The organism is Streptomyces kurssanovii, assembly GCF_040677245.1.
Lineage (GTDB): Bacteria > Actinomycetota > Actinomycetes > Streptomycetales > Streptomycetaceae > Streptomyces > Streptomyces kurssanovii.
In genome coordinates, this window is the sequence record NZ_JBFAQK010000004.1 from 84,850 (window position 1) to 108,490 (window position 23,641).

Consider the following 23,641-nt stretch of genomic DNA (forward strand, 5'->3'; position numbering starts at 1 on the left):
TCGAGCGGCCACGGGCGTGGGAAACACCACCCCACCCCCACCCCGGCTTCCAGAAGCGGGGCGAAGGGGGCAAGATGAGCAGGTTGGCGGCACTGAGTGCCGCCGATAGGCCCAATGGTCGACCCCGAGTGCACTCTCCTGAGCCAAATGGGGGATGGTAGAGACAGTCAGGGCACCTCGAAGAAGAGGCACTACGTCGGTGAGGGATGACGTGAGCGACAACTCTGTAGTACTGCGGTACGCGGACGGTGAATACACCTACCCGGTGGTCGAGAGCACCGTCGGTGACAAGGGCTTCGACATCGGGAAGCTCCGAGCCCAGACCGGTCTGGTCACCCTGGACAGCGGATACGGCAACACCGCCGCCTATAAATCCGCGATCACCTACCTCGACGGCGAGCAGGGCATTCTGCGCTACCGCGGTTACCCGATCGAGCAGCTGGCCGAGCGCTCCACCTTCCTCGAGGTGGCGTCCCTGCTGATCAACGGTGAGCTGCCGACCGTCGACGAGCTGGCCACCTTCAAGGGTGAGATCACGCAGCACACGCTGCTGCACGAGGACGTCAAGCGCTTCTTCCAGGGCTTCCCGCGCGACGCCCACCCGATGGCCATGCTGTCCTCCGTGGTCAGCGCGCTGTCCACCTTCTACCAGGACAGCCACAACCCGTTCGACGAGAAGCAGCGTCACCTCTCGACGATCCGGCTGCTCGCGAAGCTTCCGACGATCGCGGCGTACGCGTACAAGAAGTCGATCGGTCACCCCTTCGTCTACCCGCGCAACGACCTCGGTTACGTGGAGAACTTCCTGCGCATGACCTTCTCGGTCCCGGCGCAGGAGTACGAGCTCGACCCGGTCGTCGTCTCGGCGCTCGACAAGCTGCTGATCCTGCACGCGGACCACGAGCAGAACTGCTCCACGTCCACCGTGCGTCTGGTCGGCTCCTCGCAGGCGAACATGTTCGCCTCGATCTCCGCCGGCATCAGCGCCCTGTGGGGCCCGCTGCACGGTGGCGCCAACCAGTCGGTGCTGGAGATGCTCGAGGGCATCCAGGCCAACGGCGGCGATGTCGACTCCTTCATCCGCAAGGTGAAGAACAAGGAGGACGGCGTCCGTCTGATGGGCTTCGGCCACCGGGTCTACAAGAGCTTCGACCCGCGCGCGAAGATCATCAAGGCCGCGGCGCACGATGTCCTCTCGGCGCTCGGCAAGTCCGACGAGCTGCTCGACATCGCGCTGAAGCTCGAGGAGCACGCGCTCTCCGACGACTACTTCGTCTCGCGCAACCTCTACCCGAACGTGGACTTCTACACGGGTCTGATCTACCGCGCCATGGGCTTCCCGACCGAGATGTTCACCGTGCTGTTCGCGCTCGGCCGGCTTCCCGGCTGGATCGCCCAGTGGCACGAGATGATCAAGGAGCCCGGTTCCCGCATCGGCCGCCCGCGTCAGATCTACACCGGCGAGGTCCTGCGCGACTTCGTCCCGGTCGAGGCCCGCTGAGGCACCGTTCTGCCCGGGCGGGGGCCCAAGGCCCACCGCCCGAACAGCGGAAAGCGCCCCGCTGCCGATCCCCCCACGGGTCGGCGGGCGGGGCGCTTCCCATATCCCCGACAGCGGATTCCCCCCACGGGATCCGGCCGGGCGTCTGCCCGCGCGCAAATCTCCGCACGCGGTATGCCGGGGTACGTACGGGAGGGCCGCTCAAAGCTCCCCGGTGCACGTGCCCCGGCCAACGCTTGCCTCTGGGACGTCCCCCAAGACATCCCATGAACGTCCCCCAAGACGTTCTCGGCATCGACCACTTAGACTCGCGAGGAGCCTGAATGGTTACCCCTAAATATCTGTGATCTAGGTCTCGTTGTGAAGGTCTTGTGACCTGTTTGTAGTCACGAGAAGGAGCGCAGCCGCAGGCTGTTGAACACCACAAAAACGGACGAAAAGGCCATGGCAAAGCCTGCGATCATGGGGTTGAGCAGGCCGGATGCCGCCAGTGGCAGCGCCGCGACGTTGTAGCCAAAGGCCCAGTAAAGATTGCCTTTGATCGTGGCCAGAGTCCGCCGTGCGAGACGGATCGCGTCAGCCGCGACACGCAGGTCACCCCTCACAAGAGTGAGGTCGCCCGCCTCGATGGCCACGTCCGTCCCGGTGCCCATCGCCAGCCCCAGATCCGCCGTGGCCAGCGCCGCCGCGTCGTTCACGCCGTCGCCGACCATCGCGACCGTGCGGCCCTGCGCCTGCAGCCGTTCGACCAGGCGCACCTTCTCCTCGGGCATGACCTCCGCGTACACCTCCTCCACGCCCACCTCGGCCGCCACCTTTTCGGCCACGGCCCTGGCGTCGCCCGTCAGCAGTACGGGGGTGAGGCCGAGGGCCCGCAGCTCCCGTACGGCCTCGGCGCTGGTGTCCTTGACAGCGTCGGCGACGGTGAGCACGCCGAGGGCCTTGCCGTCCCGCGCCGCGAACACGGCCGTGCGGCCGCTGTCGCCGGCCGCCGTGCGAAGGAGCTCCCCGGGCACCTCGACCCCGGCCTCCTCCAGCAGCCGTGCCCGGCCGGCCAGCACCTCATGGCCCTCGACGACACCGCGCACACCCAGACCCGGCACGTTCACGAAATCCTCGACCGCGGGCAGCCGGTCCCGCAGGCGTTCCGCCGCGCGCTCGGTGACAGCGCGGGCGACGGGATGCTCGGAGGCCTGCTCCAGCGCGCCCGCCAGTCGCAGCAGGTCCGTGGCGTCGGCGGTTTCCGCCGGGTGCACGCCCTGGAGGGTCATCCGGCCCGTCGTGACGGTCCCGGTCTTGTCCAGGACGACGGTGTCGACCTTGCGGGTGGACTCCAGCACCTCGGGCCCCTTGATGAGGATCCCCAGCTGCGCGCCCCGTCCGGTGCCGACCATCAGGGCCGTCGGGGTGGCGAGGCCCAGGGCGCACGGACAGGCGATGATCAGCACGGCCACGGCGGCGGTGAACGCGGCCGCCGTGTCACCGGTCGCCCCGAGCCACGCGCCGAGTGTGGCGGCGGCGATCAGCAGGACGACGGGGACGAAGACCGCCGAGATGCGGTCGGCGAGCCGCTGCACCTGCGCCTTGCCGTTCTGGGCGTCCTCGACGAGCTTCGCCATCCGGGCGAGCCGTGTGTCGGCGCCGACGGAGGTGGCCTCGACGACGAGGCGGCCGGCGGTGTTGAGGGTCGCGCCGGTGACCGGCTCACCCGGCCACACGTCGACGGGTACCGACTCGCCGCTGAGCATCGAGACGTCGACGGCGGAGGCGCCCTCCACGACGAGGCCGTCCGTGGCGATCTTCTCCCCGGGCCTCACGACGAAGCGGTCACCGACGGCGAGCCGGTCGACCGGTACGCGTACCTCCGCGCCGTCCCGCAGAACGGCGACGTCCTTGGCGCCCATGTCCATCAGCGCCCGCAGCGCGGCGCCCGCCTGCCGCTTGGACCGGGCCTCGAGGTAGCGGCCGAGCAGGATGAAGACGGTGACACCGGCGGCGACCTCGAGATAGATCACCGAGGCGCCGTCCGTCCGGCCGGCCGTGAGGTCGAAGCCGTGGCGCATGCCGGGCATGCCCGCGGTGCCGAAGAACAGCGCCCACAGCGACCAGCCGAAGGCGGCCAGCGTGCCGGTGGACACCAGGGTGTCCATGGTGGCGGCGCCGTGGCGCAGATTGGTCCATGCGGCCCGGTGGAAGGGCAGTGCGCCCCAGACCACCACGGGCGCGGCGAGGGTCAGCGAGAGCCACTGCCAGTTGTCGAACTGGAGCGGGCCGATCATCGCCATCAGCACGACCGGCGCGGCGAGCAGCGCGGAGACCACGAGCCGTCGCCGCAGGACGTCCTGCTCGGTGGCGGGGCCGGTGCCGGGCTCAGGGCCGGCGGGATGCGCCGGGTCCGGCGCGGGAGCGGGCGGCGGCGGCTCCTCGGCGGTGTAGCCGGTCTTCACCACGGTCGCGATCAGGTCCGCGACCTCGGTGCCCGCCGGATATGAGACGCGCGCCTTCTCCGTGGCGTAGTTGACCGTGGCGGTGACGCCGTCCATGCGGTTCAGCTTCTTCTCGACGCGAGCCGCGCAGGACGCGCAGGTCATGCCTCCGATGGTGAGCTCTACCTCGGATGTCTCCACGCTCAGCACTCCACGCACTCGGCCGGGCCGTACCCCACCAGTATCCGGCCCGGCCGGAAACCGATGGGGTGCGGCCCGGCCCTGACGGCGCCGGGGAGGCGGTGGGCGCTCAGGCCCTGCCCACCAGCTCGTAGCCCGCCTCGTCGACGGCGGCGCGTACGGCGGCCTCGTCCAGCGGGGCCTTGGAGACCACGGTGACCTGGCCGGTGGCGGCGACGGCCGTCACCGAGCTGACGCCGGGGAGCTCGGAGATCTCGCTGCTGACGGCGCCTTCGCAGTGGCCGCAGGTCATGCCGGTCACCTGGTAGACGGTGGTGATGCCGTCGGCCTGAGCGTCCGCGGCGGAGTCGTGGCAGGACCCGGTGGACGAGCAGCAGGAGCCGGTCGCCGTGGTGTCCTCGATCTCGATGCCGGCCTTCGTCTCGGCGGTCATGGCGTTCTCCGTTTCGGTGGTTCGACGCACGCGCGGGTGCGTGCGTACGGACATGGTGCGCCAGCGGGTGCGGTGGATGTCGCATCCTCCGGCGCCATGACGCCCACTATACCCCTAGGGGGTATGGATCCGGTAGCGCCGCGCGGGGGAGGGGGGCGCGGGCTCCGAGGAAGCGCTGTCCTGTCGCACGGAAGCGGCCCCACACCGTCGACGGTGCGGGGCCGTGGCTCTCGTGCCGGGGTGCCTCTCACTCCCTGCGGCCCCTGTTCCCGGGCCGGTTGGCCACCCAGCGGCGGACCGTGTCCGCGTACCAGTACGGCTTCCCGGCCTCCACGTGGTCGGGCGGCGGCAGCAGGCCGTGCTTGCGGTACGAGCGGACCGTGTCCGGCTGCACCTTGATGTGCGCGGCGATGTCCTTGTAGGACCAGAGCCTTCTGTCCGTCATGTGGGGCACCTCCCTGCGTGCGCAGCAGAGGCGGTCGGTATGCCGTCGGGGGAGCTGCCGCGCGGACGCTGGCGATCACTGAGCCTGTGTCCGTTGAACGACGTGGAGTGGCGGAGGGGGTACGGCTGTTGACGGTCTGTGACGTAAGGCGCGCGTAATGGAGACAAGTGTGATGCGCGGGTGACAACGGTGACAGATGTGATGCCGGGCGTCAGACGCCGCAGGAGCGGAGGAAGCCGCGCGTGCGTTCGGCGATCGGGAACGGTTTGTCCGGCGGACACGGATACATGTCCTGCTCGACGATGGCGAACAGGTCGACGCCCAGCGACTGCGCGGCGGCCAGTACCGGTTCGAGGGCGGGCACCCCGGTCGGCGGCTCGCACATCACCCCACGGCCCACCGCGGGCCCGAAGGGCACTTCCTCGGCGACGACTTGGGCCAGGACCGCCGGATCCACCTGCTTGAGATGGAGATAGCCGATCCGCTCCCCGTAGGTCTCGATGAGCTTGACGCTGTCGCCGCCGCAGTAGGCGTAGTGGCCGGTGTCCAGGCAGAGAGAGACCCGGTCGGGGTCGGTGGCGTCGAGGAAACGCGTGACGTTCTCCTCGGTGTCGATGTGGGTGTCCGCGTGCGGATGGACGACGATCCGCAGGCCGTAGCGCTCACGCACCTCGTGGCCCAGTCGCTCGGTCTGGGACGTCAGGTCGCGCCACTGCTCCGGGGTGAGCGTGCGGTCCTCGAGGACCCGGCCCGTCTTGTCGTCGCGCCAGAAGGACGGGATCACGACCAGATGCGAAGCCCCCATCGCCTGCGTGAGCGCCGCGATGTCGGACACGTGGGCCCATGTCTCGTCCCACACGGCCGGACCGCGGTGGAGACCCGTGAAGACGGTCCCCGCCGAGACCTTGAGGCCGCGCCGCCGGGCCTCCTCGCCCAGGCGGGCCGGGTCGGTCGGCAGATAGCCGTAAGGGCCGAGTTCGATCCACTCGTAACCGGCGGCGGACACCTCGTCCAGGAAGCGCTGCCAGGGGACCTGACGGGGATCGTCGGGGAACCACACCCCCCAGGAGTCGGGGGCCGAGCCGACCCGGATGCGGTTCAGGGCGGGGACGGATGAGGTCATGCCGGTCAGCTTTCCGGCCGCCGGAGAAAGGTGTCAAGGCTTGGTCCGAATGTCAGGACAAAATGTTGACAGGGTTCGCGGGAGAGGGCTAGACCTGAGTCACGCCGGCGGTTCGAACCGAAGGGACGCGCATGCCTCAGCCGTATGACGTGATCACGATGGGCCGCATCGGGGTCGACCTCTACCCGCTGCGCGCCGGGGTCCCGTTGGCGCAGGTCGACACGTTCGGCAAGTTCCTCGGCGGTTCGGCGGCGAACGTCGCCGTCGCCGCGGCCAGGCTGGGCCGGCGGACCGCGCTGATCACCCGGACCGGACAGGACGCCTTCGGCGGGTATCTGCACCAGGCGCTACGGGAGTTCGGCGTGGACGACCGCTGGGTCACACCCGTGGACGCGTACCCGACGCCGGTCACCTTCTGCGAGATCTTCCCGCCGGACCACTTCCCCCTCTACTTCTACCGACAGCCGAAGGCGCCCGATCTGGAGATCCGGGCAAGCGAGTTGGACCTCGGGCAGATCCGTGACGCACGGGTCTTCTGGGTGACCGGTACGGGGCTGTGCGCGGAGCCCAGCCGGTCGGCCACGCTCGCCGCGCTGGCGCACCGGGCCCGCTCGGGGACGACCGTGTTCGACCTCGACTGGCGGCCCATGTTCTGGCCGGACCCGGACGAGGCGCGGCCCTACTATGCGCAGGCTCTGGCCCACGCCACCGTCGCCGTCGGCAATCTCGAGGAGTGCGAGGTCGCCACCGGCGAGCACGAGCCGGACGCCGCCGCACGGGCGCTGCTCGCCGCCGGCGTCGAACTCGCGGTCGTCAAACAAGGCCCCAAAGGCGTGCTCGCCCTGCACCGTGACGGCACCCGGGCCGAGGTCCCGCCCGTCCCGGTCGACGTCCTCAACGGCCTCGGCGCCGGTGACGCGTTCGGCGGCGCGCTGTGCCACGGGCTGCTCGCCGGTCATGAGTTGGAGCGGACGATGCGGTTCGCCAACGCGGCAGGGGCGATCGTCGCGTCGCGGCTCGCCTGCTCGACGGCGATGCCGTACGCGCGGGAGGTGGAGACCGTCCTCGCGGGCGGCCCGCCCCCGCCGGACCCCAGCCCGCCCACGGCGCCGCCGGGCAGCGCCCCGTCCTCACCCGATCCGGGCCGGCCGTCACCCCGCCCGGCCCCGCCGGACGCCGCCCCGGGCGAGGCGCGCGGGGAGCCGTCGTGAGCCGCGTGGACATCGCAGAGCTGGTCGGCATCCGCACCCGCCACCCCGAAGCGGTCGCCGAAGCGGCCGTCCGCAGACGGCGCCGGCCGGCGCTCCTCGGCGACAGCGGACGGCTGATGATCATCGCCGCCGACCATCCCGCCCGCGGATCGCTCGCCGTCGGCGACCGCCCCCTCGCCATGGCCAACCGCCTCGACCTGCTGGAGCGGCTCTGCCTCGCGCTGGCCCGGCCCGGTGTCGACGGTGTCCTCGCCACCGCCGACATCCTCGACGACCTGCTGCTCCTCGGCGCCCTCGACGACAAGGTCGTCATGGGATCCATGAACCGCGGCGGCCTGGCCGGCGCCGCCTTCGAACTCGACGACAGGTTCACCGGGCACCGTGCGCGCGACCTCGAACGGCTCGGCTTCGACGCGGGCAAACTCCTGCTCCGCATCGACTACGACGACCCGGCATCCCTCGACACGCTGGACGCCGCAGCCCGCGCCGTCGACGAGATGGCCGAGCGTCGGCTTCCCGTCTTCATAGAGCCGTTCATCTGTCACCGCACCGACGGCCGGCTCCGCAACGATCTCAGCGCCGAGGCCGTCACCCTGTCCATCGCCATCGCCTCCGGACTGGCCGGCACCTCCGCGTACAGCTGGCTGAAGGTGCCCGTCACCGACGATCCCGACGACATGCGGACGGTGCTGGAGACCTCCACCCTGCCGGCGGTGCTGCTCGGCGGTGAGATAGGCGACGACCAGGACGGCGCCTACGAGAAATGGCGCGGCGCGCTGCAACTGCCGACGGTGCAAGGGCTGGTGGTGGGCCGCTCACTGCTCTATCCGGTCGACGGCGACGTGGCGGGCGCGGTCGACACGGCCGTCGGACTGCTCTAGGGGGTACGCACAAGGCATGGACGACAACACCAGGCAGCGGGGTCTCCACGTCCCGGCCGGCAGCGCCGCGAGCGCGCCGTACGCGCTGAGCATCGGACCCGACCAGGCGGGCTGGGAGTACTCAGCCCTCCGGGTGCTCGAACTTCCGCCGGGCGGATCGCATCTGCTGACCGCCGGCGACAGCGAGTGGATCGTGCTGCCGCTCACCGGCGGTTGCACCGTGACCACACAAGGCGGGATCTTTGAACTGCAGGGGCGGGAAAGCGTGTTCGGCGGAGTGAGTGACTTCGCCTACGTGCCGCGCGACGCCCATGCCCAGATCGCCTCCGGCGCGGGAGGCCGCTTCGCCCTGGCAGGAGCGAGGTGCGAGCGCCGACTCCCCGCTCGCTACGGCCCCGCGCCGGAGGTACCCGTCGAGGCCCGCGGCAGCGGCAGCCAGGCCCGCGAGGTCCACAACTTCGCCTCGGCGGACGCCTTCGCCTGCGACCGCCTGATCGCCGTCGAGGTGCTCACCCCCGGTGGCAACTGGTCCTCCTACCCGCCGCACAAGCACGACGAGCACCGGCCGGGCGAGGAGAGCGAGCTCGAGGAGATCTACTACTTCGAGATCGACCGCGGCGGCCTCGGCTACCAGCGCGTCTCCCCGTCCCGTCCCGGCGGCGCCGACCTCCTCGCGGAGGTCCGCACCGGCGACGCGGTCCTCGTGCCCGACGGCTGGCACGGCCCGTCCATCGCGGAGCCGGGCCACACCATGTACTACCTCAATGTGATGGCGGGACCCGGCGACGACCGCCAGTGGCTGATCCGCTTCCACCCCGACCGTACGGAGGGCTACCGGTGACCATCCGACGGCTGACCACCGCCCAGGCCCTCGTCGCGTTCCTCGCCCGCCAGTACACCGAGCGCGACGGCCGCCGCCACCGGCTCATCGGCGCCACCTGGGGCATCTTCGGCCACGGGAACGTGGCGGGCGTTGGCCAGGCGCTGCTCGAGGCCCACCAGGACATGCCCTATCTCCAGGGCCGCAACGAACAGGCCATGGTGCACGCGGCCGTCGGCCACGCCCGTCAGTCCCGCAGGCTCTCCGCGCAGGCCGTCACCACGTCCATCGGCCCCGGCGCCACCAATCTGGTCACCGGCGCGGCGCTGGCCACGATCAACCACCTCCCCGTCCTGCTGCTCCCCGGCGACACCTTCGCCACCCGGCCCGCCGACCCGGTCCTCCAGCAGCTCGAAGTGCCCTACGCCGGCGATGTGTCGGTCAACGACTGCCTGCGTCCCGTCTCCCGCTGGTTCGACCGGATCGTCCGCCCGGAGGCGCTGGTGCCCGCCGCGCTCCAGGCCGTGCGGGTCCTGACCGACCCGGCGCAGACCGGCGCGGTCACGCTCGCGCTTCCGCAGGACGTGCAGGCGGAGGCGTACGACTGGCCCGAGGAGTTCTTCGCCGAGCGGACGTGGCAGATCCGCCGGCCGCGCCCCGACGCGGAGGCACTGGCACAGGCGGCGGCCGCCGTGCGCTCCGCCCGACGGCCGCTGCTCGTCGCGGGCGGCGGCGTGCACCATTCGGAGGCGGAGGAGGCGCTACGGGCGTTCGCCGACGCCACCGGCATTCCGGTCGCCTCCACGCAGGCCGGTAAGGGATCGCTGCCGTACGACCACCCGTGCGACATCGGCGGCATCGGTCACACCGGCACCGCCACGGCCGACGACCTGGCCCGCACCGCGGACCTGGTGATCGGCGTGGGCACGCGCTGGTCCGACTTCACCACCGCCTCCTCGACACTGTTCCGGCATGAGACGGTCCGCTTCGTCAACCTCAACATCACCGCGTTCGACGCCCACAAGATGGCCGGCCTCTCGGTCGTCGCCGACGCCCGCGCCGGACTCGAGGAACTCACCGCGGCGCTCGGGGACCACCGAGTCGACGCCGGCCACCGGGCGCGGTACACATCGGCGAAGGCGGCCTGGGAGGAGCGGGTCACCGCGGCCTTCACCGCCCACGACCCCGACGCCGCCCCCACCCAGGCACAGGTCCTCGGCGCGCTCGACGCCCTGGTGACCGGCGACGACATCCTCATCAACGCGGCCGGCTCCCTCCCCGGCGACCTGCACAAACTGTGGCGCAGCCGGTCCGCCGACCAGTACCACGTCGAGTACGGCTACTCCTGCATGGGCTACGAGATCCCCGCCGCCATCGGCGTCGCCATGGCGGCCCCCGGCCGGCCCGTGTGGGCGCTCGTCGGCGACGGCACGTACCTCATGAACCCGACCGAGATCGTCACCGCCGTCCAGGAGGGCGTCCCGATCCGGATGGTCATCCTGCAGAACCACGGATACGCCTCCATCGGCGGCCTCTCCGAGTCGGTGGGGGCGGAGCGCTACGGCACCGCCTACCGTCACCGGGCCGCCGACGGGTCCTTCACCGGCCCGCCGCTGCCCGTCGATCTCGCCGCCAACGCCGAGTCCCTCGGGATGCGGGTGATCCGCGCCCGCAGCGTGCGTGACCTGCGTGAAGCCTTGGCCGAGGCCCGCGCTGCCGACGTGCCCACATGTGTCTACGTGGAGACCGGAACGGCAGACACTGTGTCGGGCCCGCCCGGCGCACAGGCGTGGTGGGATGTTCCTGTGGCCGAGACCGCGACCCGCCCGTCGGCGGTGAAGGCCCGTGAGGAGTACGACCGGCAGGCCGCCGCCCGACGCCGCCATCTCTGAAGGAGCTTTTCGTCATGACGAAGACCGTCAACCACTGGATCGGTGGCAAGACCGTCGAAGGTGCGTCGGGGAACTGGGGCCCGGTCACGGACCCGGCGACGGGAGCCGTCACCACCCGGGTCGCCCTCGCCTCCGCCGACGAGGTCGGCGCGGCCGTGGCCGCCGCCCGGGAGGCGTACACGACGTGGGGCACCTCGTCGCTGGCCCAGCGCACCGCGGTCCTCTTCCGCTACCGCGCCCTGCTCGACGCACACCGCGACGACATCGCGGCCCTGATCACCGCCGAGCACGGCAAGGTCCACTCCGACGCGCTCGGCGAGGTGGCCCGCGGTCTCGAGATCGTGGAGCTGGCCTGCGGCATCACCACCCAGCTCAAGGGCGAGCTGTCCACCCAGGTCTCCAACCGGGTCGACGTGTCCTCGATCCGCCAGCCCCTCGGCGTCGTCGCCGGCATCACCCCCTTCAACTTCCCGGCGATGGTGCCGATGTGGATGTTCCCGCTGGCCATCGCCTGCGGAAACACCTTCGTCCTCAAGCCGAGCGAGAAGGACCCCTCGGCCGCCAACCTGCTCGCCGAGCTGGCGGCGCAGGCCGGTCTGCCCGACGGCGTACTGAACGTCGTGCACGGCGACAAGGTCGCCGTCGACGCGCTGCTCGCGCACCCGGACGTGGCCGCGGTCTCGTTCGTCGGCTCCACCCCGATCGCCCGCTACATCCACACCACCGCCTCCGCCAACGGCAAGCGTGTCCAGGCGCTGGGCGGTGCCAAGAACCACATGCTGGTCCTGCCGGACGCCGACCTCGACGCCGCCGCGGACGCCGCGGTGTCCGCGGCGTACGGCTCGGCGGGCGAGCGCTGCATGGCGATCTCCGCGGTCGTCGCCGTCGGCGCGATCGGTGACGAGCTGGTGGACAAGATCCGCGAGCGCGCCGAGAAGATCAAGATCGGTCCGGGCGACGACCCGACCTCCGAGATGGGCCCGCTGATCACGGCCGCCCACCGCGACAAGGTCGCCTCCTACGTCACGGGCGCGGCCGCCCAGGGCGCGGAGGTCGTCCTCGACGGCACGGGCTGCACGGTCGACGGCTTCGAGGACGGCCACTGGATCGGACTGTCCCTGCTCGACAAGGTCTCCACGGACTCCGACGCCTACCGCGACGAGATCTTCGGCCCGGTGCTGTCCGTGCTGCGGGCGGAGACGTACGAGGACGGCGTGGCGCTGATCAACGCCTCACCGTTCGGCAACGGCACCGCGATCTTCACCCGCGACGGCGGCGCGGCCCGCCGCTTCCAGCTCGAGGTCGAGGCCGGCATGGTCGGCGTCAACGTGCCGATCCCCGTGCCGGTGGGCTACCACTCCTTCGGTGGCTGGAAGGACTCGCTCTTCGGCGACCACCACATCTACGGCAACGACGGCGTGCACTTCTACACCCGCGGCAAGGTCGTCACCACCCGCTGGCCGGACCCGGCGGACGCCCCGGCGGGCGTGGACCTGGGCTTCCCGCGCAACCACTGAGACACCTGCGACGCGGCCCGTGCGGATCCCGCACGGGCCGCGTTTCAGTACCGGTCGTCCAACGCCAGGACGACGGCGCGCAGTTCACGCGCGGCGCGACGGGGAAGGGCGAGCACGGCGCCCTCGAGCATGTCGCGGGCGCGGAGGGGGTCACCGCAGCAGAGCCACTCGGTGCAGCCGCCCTCGTCGTCCCGCCACAGTCGCCGGTCGGGCCGGCCGACGAAGCCCCGCCACAGCGCGAGGGACTCGCCGACGGCGCCGGTCCACAGGTAGTTGCGGGTCTCCTCGACGCGCACGATCTCGTACAGTGTGCGCCGCGAGACGCCGGAAATGGACGGCACCTGGTTCTTGACGCACCGCTCCCGCACCCGCTGCTCGGCACGGACGTGCCCGGGCCGCCTACGCGGCATGACCTCCGAAGGTGTTCATGGGCGCGAGCCTAGGGCGTAATCCGCTGGCCCGGCAACGAGGTTCGCGCGCAGGCTGTGCGTCATGACCGACGAACCCCGCTACCGCGTACGCGCCCGGTACACCGACGACACCGTCACCGTCTACCAGGCGTACCACCCCGCCATCGGCGTGCCCGCCGCCCGCGACGGTCGGTTCCCGGCGGCGTGGAAGCGGGAGCGGATGACGTGGATCAAGCCGTCGTTCCTGTGGATGATGTACCGCTGCGGCTGGGCGACCAAGGCCGACCAGGAGACCGTGCTCGCCGTCGAGATCCGGCGGGACGGTTTCGAGTGGGCGCTGCGCAACGCCTGCCTGTCGCACTATCAGACCGGCGTGCACGAGAGCCAGGCGGCGTGGAAGCGGGAGCTGCGGAGCGCGCCCGCGCGGGTGCAGTGGGACCCGGAGCGGGACCTCGGCCTGAACCCGCTGTCCCACCGGTCGTTGCAGCTGGGACTCGGAGGTGAGGCGGCCGGCCGTTACGCGGACGAGTGGACGGTGGGCATCACCGACGTGACCTCGCTGGCGCACGAGGTGCACCGGCTCGTGCGCGAGAGGGACCGGGAAGGGGCGGCACGGCTGCTGCCCGAGGAGCGGCCGTATCCGGCGGACACGGGGCTCCTCGGGCATCTGGTGCCCTCCGCGGGCTAGAACAGCGAGTGGAGCAGCTTGTTCGGGGAACCGGTCAGGGGGCTCTGGACCTTGCCCGTCGTCGCGTTGTTCACCAGGGCGTCCCGGACCTGCGCCGGGGTGGCCGTCGGGTGTGCCGAGAGGTAGAGAGCGGCCACGCCCGCGGTGTGCGGGGTCGCCATCGACGTGCCCGAGATGGTGCTGGTGGCGGTGTCGCTGTCCTTCCAGGCCGAGGTGACGTCCACGCCGGGCGCGAACAGGTCGAGGCACGTTCCGTAGTTGGAGAACGATGCCCTGCGGTCGGAGCTGTCCGTCGCGCCGACCGTGATCGCCTCGGGGACGCGGGCGGGCGAGTAGTTGCACGCGTTCGCCGGGATGCCCAGGATCGGCAGGCCGTTGCCCGCCGCGACGGAGTAGCTGACGCCGGAGGCGATCGACTTCTTCACCGCGTCGTCCAGCGACGCGCTCGCGCTGCCGCCGAGGCTCATGTTGGCCACGGCCGGCTTCTTGGCGTTGGCGGTCACCCAGTCGATGCCGGCGATGACGCCGGCGGTGGTGCCGGAACCCTGGCAGTCGAGGACGCGTACGGCGATGAGGTTGACGCTCTTGGCGACCCCGTAGTTCTTGCCGCCGACCGTGCCGGCGACGTGGGTGCCGTGTCCCTGACAGTCCTGGCCGTTCTGGCCGCCGCCCACCGTGTCCGTGCCGACGCTCGCGCGCCCGCCGAACTCGCTGTGGGAGGTGCGGATGCCGGTGTCGATGATGTAGGCGTTCACGTTCGACGCCGGGGTGTTGTAGGTGTACGTCTTCGACAGCGGCAGGTTCCGCTGGTCGATGCGGTCGATGCCCCACGTGGCGTTCGACTGGGTGTCGTTCAGCCGGACCGTGGAGTTCTGCTCGACGTAGGCGACCCGTGGATCGGCCGCGAGCGCCTTGGCCTTCGAGGCGGACATCGCGGCGGAGAAGCCCGAGAGGACGTTGCGGTAGGTGTGCTTCGGTGCGACGCCGAGGTCGGCGGCGCGGGTCGTGCCGTCCTTGAGGACGACGATCCAGCTGTTGTCGACGGCAGTTGCAGTGGGAGCGAGACGAAGATCGCCGATGGACGCGCTGTGCGCGGTGGGGGATACGGCGAACTGGAGACCGGTCGCGGCGGCGGCGGCTGATATCAGCGCCCCGGCGCGACGGGCAGCGGCTCTCATCTCGTGCACCTGACCTTTCTTTGAACAGTAGTTACGGACAAGTAAGTACGGGCGTGCATGGTGACAGGTGGGGCGGTCGCGTCGACCAGGGGCCGGAAGTGTGACCTACGCCACAACGGTGCGGGTGAGGGGTGTGAGCTGCTGGCGATGGACCATCAACTCGCCCTGAATCAAGGGATGTTGGGATCGTCCAGCGGGCCTCTCGGGTGCTGTGTGTGTCCGGTGGTCGCAGGGTGAAGATCCAGCCGGGTGGCCCGATCATGGTGGTTTGCCCGTTCCCGGCGCGCGGCGAGCCGGTGCTTCGCCACCTCGCCCGGAGGTGTTCGCAGGACTTTGCATCCGCTCATGTGAGGCCCGGCGTGGCCGCCGGTCGCCACGCCGGCCGTCACGAGGGTCCGACTGTCGCGGCCGACCGCTCCGGAGGTGCTCCTCGGGGTGGCGCCGGAGTCGGCGGGCGCCCCCTCGGGGTGGGTGCCGCATTCGGGGCCCGGCCGATCTGCTTCGTGTGCCCCCATCTGCAGTAACTGCCCCTTATCTGCGAGCAGTCCGCTATCGGTGCGGCGTGGCCGTCCATAGTGATCCATCTCACATTCTGAGACGTTGCGGCGCCTGTCGTGCTCCCTGAAGATCGTCCGGGGACGGACCGCCGCCATCACACTCCGATGCTGGGCTGTTCGTATCTGTCGATGTCTAGGGGGAGTTCGACATGTCCACAGCGTTGGATGTTCACGTGCGGGAACTTGCGGAGCAAGGGCACACGCTGCTCGGGGGGCTCGAGACGGACGAGCAGGCGGCCCAGGCCCTGCGCGCCTTCGGTGAGCTGGTCCCGCAGTACGACGGCTCGCTGCGCTACCAGGTCAAGGCGGCGCCGGGCTTCGAGGAGCGGCGCTACTCCAAGAGCGTCAATACGATCCTGGTCCACACGGAGGCGCCCGGCTGGAATCCGCCGCCCACCTATCTCGCGCTGCACTGCCGGGTCCAGGCGACCTGCGGCAGCGGCCACACCGAACTCGCCGACATGCGCCGGTTCGTGGCCATGCTCGGTGAGGCCGACCGGGCCGCCCTCTACGAGCGCGACATCGAGTGGGTCGGCCACAACACCGGCGGCGTCGGCACCGAAGGCGTACGGCGCCCGGTCGTCGAGCGCGCCAACGGCCGCGAGACCCTCCGCTTCAGCTACAACCTGCTCACCACCGGACAGTACGACCCGCCCGTCGACGCTTCCGTCGACCCCGCGGAACTGCCGCTGGGCAGCTTCGGCATCCACCTCGCCGAGCAGGCGGAGGCGTTCTTCCGCGAGAACAAGATCTCCGTGCTCATCCCCGAGAACTCGGTCCTCGTCTGGGACAACCAGCGCATGGTGCACGCCCGCTCCGCCTACCGCGACGCCCGGCGCCACCTCACCCGCTACTGGGTCGCCGCTCCCAACTGACCGCGGCCACCGCTACCCGTGAAGGAACGGGGCGGGTACCACTCTGCCCGCCCCGCAACGCTCCCGGTGCGCGCGCGACCGGCCATGACGCCGTCACTCGTGCCGGAACACCCACGCCGTGAAGACCCGTGCCGCGAGACACCCGTGCGCGCGGGCCGCGCCGCGCCCGGGACCACCGATCTCTCGTGAGGCTGGACAATGACCAACGCTCAGAACGCCGTTCTCGAGTCCGAGGAGTTCCCCACCGGACTGCCGGAGGAGCTCAAGGGCCTGCCCGAAGGCGTGCCCCGGCACAACCCCGACGACCAGGTCGAAAGTGCCGTCATCCGCCGCCTGGTCGGCAACTGGCACCGCCGGGCCACCGTGAAGCGCGACGAGCCGGACCTGGACGAGCTGTTCGAACTCGACCGGCCCGACTACCCGGAGGGCATCCTGCCCTTCCACGACCACCCCACCTACCTGGCGCTCGACCCCGACAAGCGGTCCGAACTGCTCAGCTGGGCCTGGATCGCCTACAACCGCCACACGATCATGGCCGAGCAGAAGGTGGCCAACCCGGCATTCGCCCTGGTCATGGAGGGCGAGTACCCCATGCTCCAGGACGAGGCGCTCACCATCTCGCTGGCCCAGGCGATGGTCGACGAGCAGTACCACACGCTGATGCACCTCAATGCCAGCGCCGTCACCCGGCGCCGCCGCGGCAGGGCCATGCCCGACAACGAACTGCCCATGTCGCACACCGCACGCGAGCATCTGCGGCTGCGCGACACCGCGACCGAGCGGTGGCAGAAGTCCCTGACCACGCTCGCCTTCGCGACCGTGTCGGAGATCTCCATCAACGCCTACCTCGACCTGCTCGCCGACGACCCGGACATCCAGCCGGTCAACAGCAGCACCGCCAAGCTGCACAACCGCGACGAGTACTGCCACGCCTCCATCTCCGCCGTCCTCGCCGAACAGGTGCACGACAAGCTGGACGAGCCCGGACAGCTGTACTTCCGCGACATGCTCTTCGAGGGCCTGGAGGCGTTCGTCGCCACCGACTACACCACCTGGCACCGGATCATGGACCTGGCCGGGGTCGAAGGCGGCCACGAGATGCTGGCCGACTGCCAGGCCGAGACGAGCCGCAAGCGCCTCGTCCGCGACTACACGGGACTGCACACGCTGATCGAGCGGATGGGCGTCCAGGAACTGGTCGAGTTCGACTGGTCCAAGTCCCATGTCGGCCGCTGACGGAATCGAGAACTCCCGGTGAAACACTACGCGAACGAGCGGCTCGCTCAGCTTGCGCAGGACCGCGGCATGCCCGGCGAGTACATACGGGACCTGCGTGTGGTCGGCAGCGTCCTGCCCTTCAAGGTCAACGAGTACGTGGCCGACGAGCTCATCGACTGGTCGGCCGCGCCGGACGACCCGATCTTCCGGCTCACCTTCCCGCACCGCGACATGCTCCCGGCGGACGTCTTCGACCGGATGGCCGCACTGCTCGACGCCGGCGCCCCGCGCGACGAGCTGCGCCGCGCCGCGGCCGCCGCCCAGCTCGAGCTCAACCCGCACCCGGGCGACCAGCTGGAGGCCAACGTCCCCACGCTGGACGGCCGCAGGCTCGACGGACTCCAGCACAAGTACGCGGAGACCGTGCTGGTCTTCCCCTCCCAGGGCCAGACCTGCCACTCGTACTGCGGCTACTGCTTCCGCTGGGCCCAGTTCGTGAGCCGGGCCGAACTGCGGCAGGCGCTGCGCGACCCCGCGGACCTCACCGGATACCTCGGGGGTCATCCCGAGGTCACCGACGTGCTGTTCACCGGCGGCGATCCGATGATCATGCGGACCGAGGTGCTGCGCCGATGGGCCGAACCGCTGCTGGAGGAGACGCCCTCCGTGCGCACCCTGCGGTTCGGCACCAAGGCGCTGGCCTACTGGCCGGCCCGGTTCACCACCGGCCCGGACGCCGACGACCTGATGCGGCTCTTCGAGAGCGCCGTCGCCGCGGGCCGGCATGTGGCCGTCATGGCCCACTTCTCGCACCCACGGGAGCTGGAGACCGAGCAGGTACGCACGGCGATCGCCCGGATCCACGCCACCGGCGCCGTGATCCGCGCCCAGGCGCCGCTCGTGGCTCACGTCAACGACGACGCGTCCGCCTGGTCCCGCATGTGGCAGACCCAGGTGGAACTGGGCATCACGCCCTACTACATGTTCGTCGAGCGGGACACCGGAGCGCGCAACTACTTCGGGCTGCCGCTCGTACGTGCCCTGGAGATCTACAACGAGGCCGTCCGGGGCGTCTCCGGGCTGGCCCGCACCGCTCGCGGCCCCGTCATGTCCGCAGGGCCGGGCAAGGTGATGATCCACGGGACCGCGGAGGTCGGCGGGGAGAAGGCCTTCGTTCTCAGCTTCCTCCAGGCCCGCCGCCCCGAGTGGGTCGGCCGCCCCTTCTTCGCCGCCTACGACGAGCACGCCCAGTGGTACGACGAGCTCAAGCCGCTCTCTGCCTCCGGGGCCTCGTTCCCGCCGTTCCCGGAGCTTGCGGCATGAGGCTCCACGTCCACGAGATCCGCCTGACCGACCACGACGTCTGGCGCAGCGCGCGTGAGGCGATCCCCGTGCAGCCGGGCCTGCTGGTCGAGCTGTCGGCGGCCGGTCGCTCCGGCTTCGGCGAGGCCTCGGCCTTCATGACCGACCGCTACAACTCCGGCCTCGACGCCATGCACGCCGACCTGCGCCGGGTCGCCGGCACCCTGCGCGACCTCCCGGCCGACGACCCCGGGCACAGCTGGTCGGTACTGGCCCCGCTGCTCGCGGGCTCTCCCTTCACGCTGGCCGCGCTGGACGTCGCCGCGCACGACCTGGCGGCCCGGCTGGCCGGCGTGCCGCTGTGGCGGCACCTCGGCGCCCGGACGCCCGGAGCGCTGCACTCCAGCTACAGCATCGGCCTCGACGAGCCCGCCGTGATGGTGCGCAAGCTGCTGGAACGGCCTGGCTGGCCCGCGTACAAGGTCAAGCTGGCCGGACCGGGCGACCTGCACATCCTCGAGGCACTGCGGGAGCACACCGACGCGCCCTTCTACGTGGACGGGAACTGCGGCTGGAAGCTCCCGGACACGCTCGCCGCCCTCGACGCGATGGCCGCCCTGGGGGTCGAACTCCTCGAGCAGCCGTTCCCGAGGGAGCGGTGGGACGACGCCCGGGCACTCAAGGAGGCCTCCCCGATCCCGGTGTTCGCCGACGAGAGCATCACCGGGCCGGACGACCTCGACGCCTGCGCGACCGCGTTCCACGGCGTCAACCTCAAACTGATGAAGGCCGGCGGCATCACCCCGGCGCTGCGGATGCTGCGCCGGGCACGGGCCGCGGGACTGGGCACGATGCTCGGCTGCATGCCGGAATCCAGCGCCGGCGTCTCCGCGACGGCCCACCTCGGCCCCCATGTCGACCATCTCGACGCCGACTCCATCGCCCTGCTCGCGGTGGACACCGGCACCGGCGTGCTGCTCGACGACCGCGGGCGCATCACCCTGCCGGACACCCCGGGCACCGGATTCGTCCCCGACTTCACCGGTCCCGCGTTCACCGTGCGGCCCACCACGGCCCACCGGTGCGTCTGGGACAACGAGGAGCTCGCGGTCCACCGGGACGGGAAGCCGACGGCATCCGTCCGGGTGCGCCGCCGCCCGCTGCCCGGCGACGAGCCCGGCGACCACGTCCGGCAACTCGCGGAACCGTCCCTGGCGGACGGAACCGGCGGTCCGGCCGGCGACGTGCCCGTGGAGGAACTCGTCGGGCTGCTGCGCACCGCCCTGACCCGCGCCGTCGCCGCCGGCGCGGACACCGTGTGGACACGGGTCGCCGGCCCGTGGACCGCAGCCGCGCTCGCCGCCGGATTCACGGCATCGGCCGCCGCTGCCGGCGGTCACGGCACCGACACCCTCCTCATATGGAAGGCGGACACCCATGACCAGCGTGCATGACCGCGTGAGCGGGACCTCCGGCGCGGGCCAGGACGGACGCCTCACGGCCACCACCGCGACAGCCGTCGCCGTGGCCGCCCTCCGCGAGGCGGGTGTGCCGGACGGCGACGCCCGCGATGTCGCCGCCGCGCTGACGGACACGTCGCTGCGCGGCATCGACACCCACGGTCTGCGTCTGCTCCCGCAGTATCTGACGGAGCTCGAACAGCGCATCGCCGTGGCGCGGCCGGACATCACCGTCGTACGGGACACCGGTGCGGCCGTGATGCTCGACGCAGACGGCGCCCTCGGTGTCGTCGCCGGCCTGGCCGCGGCACGGATCGCCGCGGAGCGGGCCCGCCGCCACGGCGTGGCGGCGGTGGGCGTACGCAACTCCAACCACTTCGGCGCCGCCTCCGTCTACAGTCGCCACCTCGCGGCCGAGGGCCTGGTCGGCATCGTCACCACGTCGGCCGCTTCCCGGGTCGCCCCCTTCTCCGGCACCCGGCCGCTGTACGGGACCAACCCGCTGAGCTTCGCGGCCGCCTGCGACGGCGACGAGTTCGCCCTCGACATGGCCACCAGCCAGGTCTGCTTCGGCGAGATCAAGGAACGCCGTAAGCACGGGGAACCTCTCGACCCGGGCTGGGCCACCGACGCGGCCGGGCGTCCGGCCACCGATCCCGGCGAGGCGCACGCGCTGTCACCGCTCGGCGGCTACAAGGGCCAGGGCCTGGCCATGGTCGCCACTCTCCTCGGCGCCGTGCTCACCGGCTCGCCCGCGGACTGGCACCTGGAACACATAGGTGAGGCCGAACCCGGGCGCAGCCGCGGGATCGGCCACTTCCTCATCTGCCTCGACCCGGCCGCGTTCGCCGGCGGCGAGAGCTTCGCCGCCGGATTCGCCGACCTCGTGGACACCACCCGGCAGGCCGAGCCGGGAGCGGAGGCGACGCTGCCGGTCCAGGTGCCCGGAGATCCGCAGCAGCGCACCGCGCGGGAGCGGGCCGTCCACGGCATACCGCTGGACCCGCACACGGCGCGCGCGTTCGCGGAGCTCGCCGCCCGCCACGGCATAGGGGCCGGCGCGTGATCCTGATCCTGATCAGCCCCCGCAACGCCGGACTTCCCTTCGCCGAATGGCTCGGCGAGGAGGCGGGCCGGCTGCTCGCGGTCACCGCGCACGGGACCGATCCCGGGCCGGGTTTCCGCGACGTCCGAACCGTCCCCGACTACTTCGACGACGCCTCGGTGCACGAGGCGGCGCGCCTGCTGTGCGCGGAGCACGACGTCACCCGGGTGCTCGCCCTCGCCGAGGTCGACGTGGAGCGGGCCGCGCGGCTGCGTGAGGAGCTCGGCCTGCCGGGCCAGCGGCCGCCGAGCGCCCACGCCTACCGGGACAAGGTCCGCATGAAGGAGCTCGCCGCGGCCGGCGGGATCCGGGTGCCGGCGTTCGCGCCCGTCACCTCCCTGGCCGACGTCGAGGCGTTCATGGCCGTCCACCCCGGGCCCGCCGTGGTCAAGCCGCGCGGCGGCTCCGGCTCCACCGGTGTGAGCGTCGTCGGCAGCCCGGGGGACGTCGCCGCCGACGTGGCCGCAGGTATCGCCTCCGGCGGCATGGAGGTGGAGGAGTACGTGGCGGGCCGGTTCTGCCACGTCGACGCCCTGCACATGGGCGGTGAGCCGGTGGTGTCCGTCCCGTCCGTCTACACCGACGGCGGCTGCCTGTCGCACTGGACCGACTCCGGCAACGGAAGCTGGACCCTGCCGTCCGACGACCCGCTGTACGACCGGCTCGTCGCGGAGACGTGGCGGCTCGTCGGCGCCCTGCCCGCGGCGCCCTCCCTGTTCGTGCACGCCGAGTTCTTCGTGACCGACGCGGACGAGATCGTGCTCTGCGAGGTCGCGGGCAGGGTCGGCGGCACGCCGATCCCCGCCATGCTGGAGGCGGTGCTCGGCCTCGACCCCCGCCGGCTGTGGGCGCGGATCGAATGCGGTCTGCCGGTCGACCTGGACACCGTCCGCGACCACGCCCGCAGTGCACCCCTCGTCGCCAACTTCGGACTGCCGCCCAGGAACGGCCGCATCACCCGGGTGCCGCTCGAACCACCGGCGGGCACACGGGACTTCACCGTGCTCGCCGAGGCCGGTGAGGACTGGGGCGGCGCACGCTACCGGGCCCGCAAGTCCGGCGACTTCGTCGCCACCTGGCTGGTGACCGCCCCCACGGCGGGCGAACTGCTGGCCCTGGTCGCCAAGACCGAGGCCGAGGCAGAGGCCGCGTTCGGCTGGGACCTCGTGCCCGGGGAGGCGTCATGAGCGGGCTGACCGCCGAAGTCCTCGACCCGGCCGGCCGGCCCACCGCGGCCGGCATGCCCGCGCTCGACCGGCCCCCGGTCGTGTGGGAGGACGACCGCTGGTGGCGGTTCACCGAACGCACCGACCTGCACGAGAACCACTACCTCGCCGTCCACGACGCGGGCGTACTCGTCGCCCTGGCGCCCCTGCTCCTCACCCGCGACGGCGGCGGACTGCTGTTCTACGACGCGCCCAAGATGGTCGGCGCCCTGGGCGCCTTCGGCGACACCGAGCGGCTCACGGACGCCGAACGGACCCGCTGGGACGAGCTCGCCGAGGCGCTGCCCGCCGCCCGCCGCGACCAGTACCCGTCCGTCGCCCTGTCCGTCTTCGGCTCCCACCACGGCATCGTGCACGCCGAAGGGCGCACCGCGGCCGAGCGCCGTGAGGTACTCGCCGAGCTGCCCAGGCTGCTCGACGACGCGGCCCGCGCCCTGGGCTGCCGGAGCAGCGCCCTGCTCTACCTGGGCGACGAAGAGGCCGGACCCATCGGCCCGGCCGCGCGGGCGCTCGGACACACCCCGGCCGTGCTCGGCGCCGAGTCCGTGCTGCGGCTCGACGCGGCGGACTGGGACGAGTACCTGGCCGGGCTGGCGAGCCGCAAACGCAGACGGACCCACCGCGAGCTGACCGAGTACGAGGACGCCGGCTTCCGCACCGTCATCCGTACCGGCGCCGACGCGCTGACCGGTCCGGTCGTCGACCTCCAGGTCGCCCTGCGGGCCAAGTACGGGCTGCCCGGCGGCCGCGAACGGGTCCAGCGGGACTTCGACGCCATCCGCGACACCGTCGGCGACAGCGCCCTGGTCCTCAGCGCCGAACGCGACGGCGAGACCCTCGGCTTCGTCCTCTACCTCCGTTCCGGCGACGCCCTGTTCGGCCGGACCGCGGGCTTCGACGAACGGGCCAAGGGCGTCTACTTCGCGCTGACTTACCACGAGACCGTCCGGTGGTCGCTGGCCAACGGAGTGCGCAGCATCTGGTACGGCCTCGCCGCATACGACGCCAAGAAACTGCGCGGCTGCGACCTCGAACCGCGCCACGGCTGGTTCCGCTTCACCGGCGAGGGCCATGGCGTGCTCGAGGAGACACTCCGGCTGCAGAGCGCCGGCGAACACCGCCGGCTGCGCGGCCTCGGCACCGACAGCACCACGTCACAAGGAGACTGAGCC

General features: G+C 71.5%; 20 protein-coding genes. 14 read left to right on the forward strand and 6 right to left on the reverse strand.

Annotation, left to right across the window (positions count from 1 at the left end; translation table 11 throughout):
- The first annotated feature begins 211 nt into the window (after window positions 1–211).
- Window positions 212–1,501, forward strand: a complete 1,290-nt coding sequence (locus AB0K36_RS05375; RefSeq protein WP_005317412.1) for a citrate synthase — start codon at window positions 212–214, stop codon at window positions 1,499–1,501.
- Between the two features lie 386 nt (window positions 1,502–1,887).
- Here AB0K36_RS05375 and AB0K36_RS05380 read toward each other — a convergent pair whose 3' ends face one another.
- From AB0K36_RS05380 to AB0K36_RS05395, 4 genes are all read right to left on the reverse strand, one after another.
- A complete protein-coding gene (locus tag AB0K36_RS05380; RefSeq protein ID WP_435877791.1) occupies window positions 1,888–4,092 on the reverse strand; it encodes a heavy metal translocating P-type ATPase in 2,205 nt (734 codons plus the stop codon).
- A 145-nt stretch (window positions 4,093–4,237) separates the two neighbouring features.
- Window positions 4,238–4,561: a heavy-metal-associated domain-containing protein gene (locus tag AB0K36_RS05385; RefSeq protein WP_364588611.1), complete on the reverse strand. Its 324-nt coding sequence runs from the start codon at window positions 4,559–4,561 to the stop codon at window positions 4,238–4,240.
- A gap of 247 nt (window positions 4,562–4,808) precedes the next feature.
- Window positions 4,809–5,006 carry a helix-turn-helix transcriptional regulator gene (locus tag AB0K36_RS05390; RefSeq protein ID WP_037774626.1) on the reverse strand — a complete coding sequence of 66 codons (198 nt, stop codon included), beginning with the start codon at window positions 5,004–5,006 and terminating at the stop codon, window positions 4,809–4,811.
- Window positions 5,007–5,217: 211 nt separating this feature from the next.
- Window positions 5,218–6,129, reverse strand: coding sequence for a sugar phosphate isomerase/epimerase family protein (locus tag AB0K36_RS05395; protein ID WP_364588615.1), 912 nt, complete (start codon window positions 6,127–6,129; stop codon window positions 5,218–5,220).
- Window positions 6,130–6,260: 131 nt separating this feature from the next.
- Here AB0K36_RS05395 and iolC point away from each other — a divergent pair, with 131 nt between their 5' ends.
- Genes iolC through mmsA form a run of 5 tightly spaced genes read left to right on the forward strand, consistent with a single transcriptional unit; the run spans window position 6,261 to window position 12,450 of the window.
- Entirely contained in the window at window positions 6,261–7,340 is a 1,080-nt protein-coding gene (gene iolC / locus AB0K36_RS05400) for a 5-dehydro-2-deoxygluconokinase (RefSeq protein ID WP_364588618.1), read from the forward strand.
- On the forward strand, window positions 7,337–8,221 hold the full coding sequence (locus AB0K36_RS05405; RefSeq protein WP_364588621.1) for a Cgl0159 family (beta/alpha)8-fold protein: 885 nt from the start codon (window positions 7,337–7,339) through the stop codon (window positions 8,219–8,221). The genes iolC and AB0K36_RS05405 overlap by 4 nt, the downstream gene beginning before the upstream one ends.
- Before the next feature lie 16 nt (window positions 8,222–8,237).
- Window positions 8,238–9,062 carry a 5-deoxy-glucuronate isomerase gene (gene iolB / locus AB0K36_RS05410; RefSeq protein ID WP_364588624.1) on the forward strand — a complete coding sequence of 275 codons (825 nt, stop codon included), beginning with the start codon at window positions 8,238–8,240 and terminating at the stop codon, window positions 9,060–9,062.
- Entirely contained in the window at window positions 9,059–10,933 is a 1,875-nt protein-coding gene (gene iolD / locus AB0K36_RS05415) for a 3D-(3,5/4)-trihydroxycyclohexane-1,2-dione acylhydrolase (decyclizing) (protein WP_364588627.1), read from the forward strand. Before iolB ends, iolD begins: the two co-directional genes overlap by 4 nt.
- A 14-nt stretch (window positions 10,934–10,947) precedes the next feature.
- On the forward strand, window positions 10,948–12,450 hold the full coding sequence (gene mmsA / locus AB0K36_RS05420; protein WP_189467743.1) for a CoA-acylating methylmalonate-semialdehyde dehydrogenase: 1,503 nt from the start codon (window positions 10,948–10,950) through the stop codon (window positions 12,448–12,450).
- 44 nt (window positions 12,451–12,494) lie between these two features.
- On the opposite strand, the gene AB0K36_RS05425 is transcribed toward mmsA, so the two are convergent.
- The gene (locus tag AB0K36_RS05425; protein WP_364588630.1) at window positions 12,495–12,860 is read right to left on the reverse strand and encodes a hypothetical protein; all 366 of its coding nucleotides are present in this window, start codon (window positions 12,858–12,860) and stop codon (window positions 12,495–12,497) included.
- An 82-nt stretch (window positions 12,861–12,942) separates the two neighbouring features.
- On the opposite strand from AB0K36_RS05425, the gene AB0K36_RS05430 reads away from it, so the two are divergent.
- Window positions 12,943–13,548: a DUF4291 domain-containing protein gene (locus tag AB0K36_RS05430; protein ID WP_364588633.1), complete on the forward strand. Its 606-nt coding sequence runs from the start codon at window positions 12,943–12,945 to the stop codon at window positions 13,546–13,548.
- Here AB0K36_RS05430 and AB0K36_RS05435 read toward each other — a convergent pair.
- Window positions 13,545–14,735: a S8 family peptidase gene (locus AB0K36_RS05435; RefSeq protein WP_435877782.1), complete on the reverse strand. Its 1,191-nt coding sequence runs from the start codon at window positions 14,733–14,735 to the stop codon at window positions 13,545–13,547. The genes AB0K36_RS05430 and AB0K36_RS05435 overlap by 4 nt on opposite strands.
- A gap of 697 nt (window positions 14,736–15,432) precedes the next feature.
- On the opposite strand from AB0K36_RS05435, the gene AB0K36_RS05440 reads away from it, so the two are divergent.
- From AB0K36_RS05440 to AB0K36_RS05470, 7 genes are all read left to right on the forward strand, one after another.
- Window positions 15,433–16,158: a TauD/TfdA family dioxygenase gene (locus AB0K36_RS05440; protein ID WP_364588639.1), complete on the forward strand. Its 726-nt coding sequence runs from the start codon at window positions 15,433–15,435 to the stop codon at window positions 16,156–16,158.
- A gap of 198 nt (window positions 16,159–16,356) precedes the next feature.
- On the forward strand, window positions 16,357–17,394 hold the full coding sequence (locus AB0K36_RS05445) for an AurF N-oxygenase family protein (protein WP_364588642.1): 1,038 nt from the start codon (window positions 16,357–16,359) through the stop codon (window positions 17,392–17,394).
- A gap of 18 nt (window positions 17,395–17,412) precedes the next feature.
- A complete protein-coding gene (locus tag AB0K36_RS05450) occupies window positions 17,413–18,699 on the forward strand; it encodes a KamA family radical SAM protein (protein ID WP_364588646.1) in 1,287 nt (428 codons plus the stop codon).
- Window positions 18,696–20,132, forward strand: coding sequence for a dipeptide epimerase (locus AB0K36_RS05455; protein ID WP_364588649.1), 1,437 nt, complete (start codon window positions 18,696–18,698; stop codon window positions 20,130–20,132). Before AB0K36_RS05450 ends, AB0K36_RS05455 begins: the two co-directional genes overlap by 4 nt.
- Window positions 20,116–21,204 (forward strand): Ldh family oxidoreductase, encoded by a 1,089-nt coding sequence (locus AB0K36_RS05460; protein ID WP_364588652.1) that lies wholly within the window; start codon window positions 20,116–20,118, stop codon window positions 21,202–21,204. The genes AB0K36_RS05455 and AB0K36_RS05460 overlap by 17 nt, the downstream gene beginning before the upstream one ends.
- A complete protein-coding gene (locus AB0K36_RS05465; protein ID WP_364588655.1) occupies window positions 21,201–22,430 on the forward strand; it encodes an ATP-grasp domain-containing protein in 1,230 nt (409 codons plus the stop codon). Before AB0K36_RS05460 ends, AB0K36_RS05465 begins: the two co-directional genes overlap by 4 nt.
- Window positions 22,427–23,638 (forward strand): GNAT family N-acetyltransferase, encoded by a 1,212-nt coding sequence (locus AB0K36_RS05470; RefSeq protein WP_364588658.1) that lies wholly within the window; start codon window positions 22,427–22,429, stop codon window positions 23,636–23,638. The genes AB0K36_RS05465 and AB0K36_RS05470 overlap by 4 nt, the downstream gene beginning before the upstream one ends.
- The last annotated feature ends 3 nt before the right edge of the window (window positions 23,639–23,641 follow it).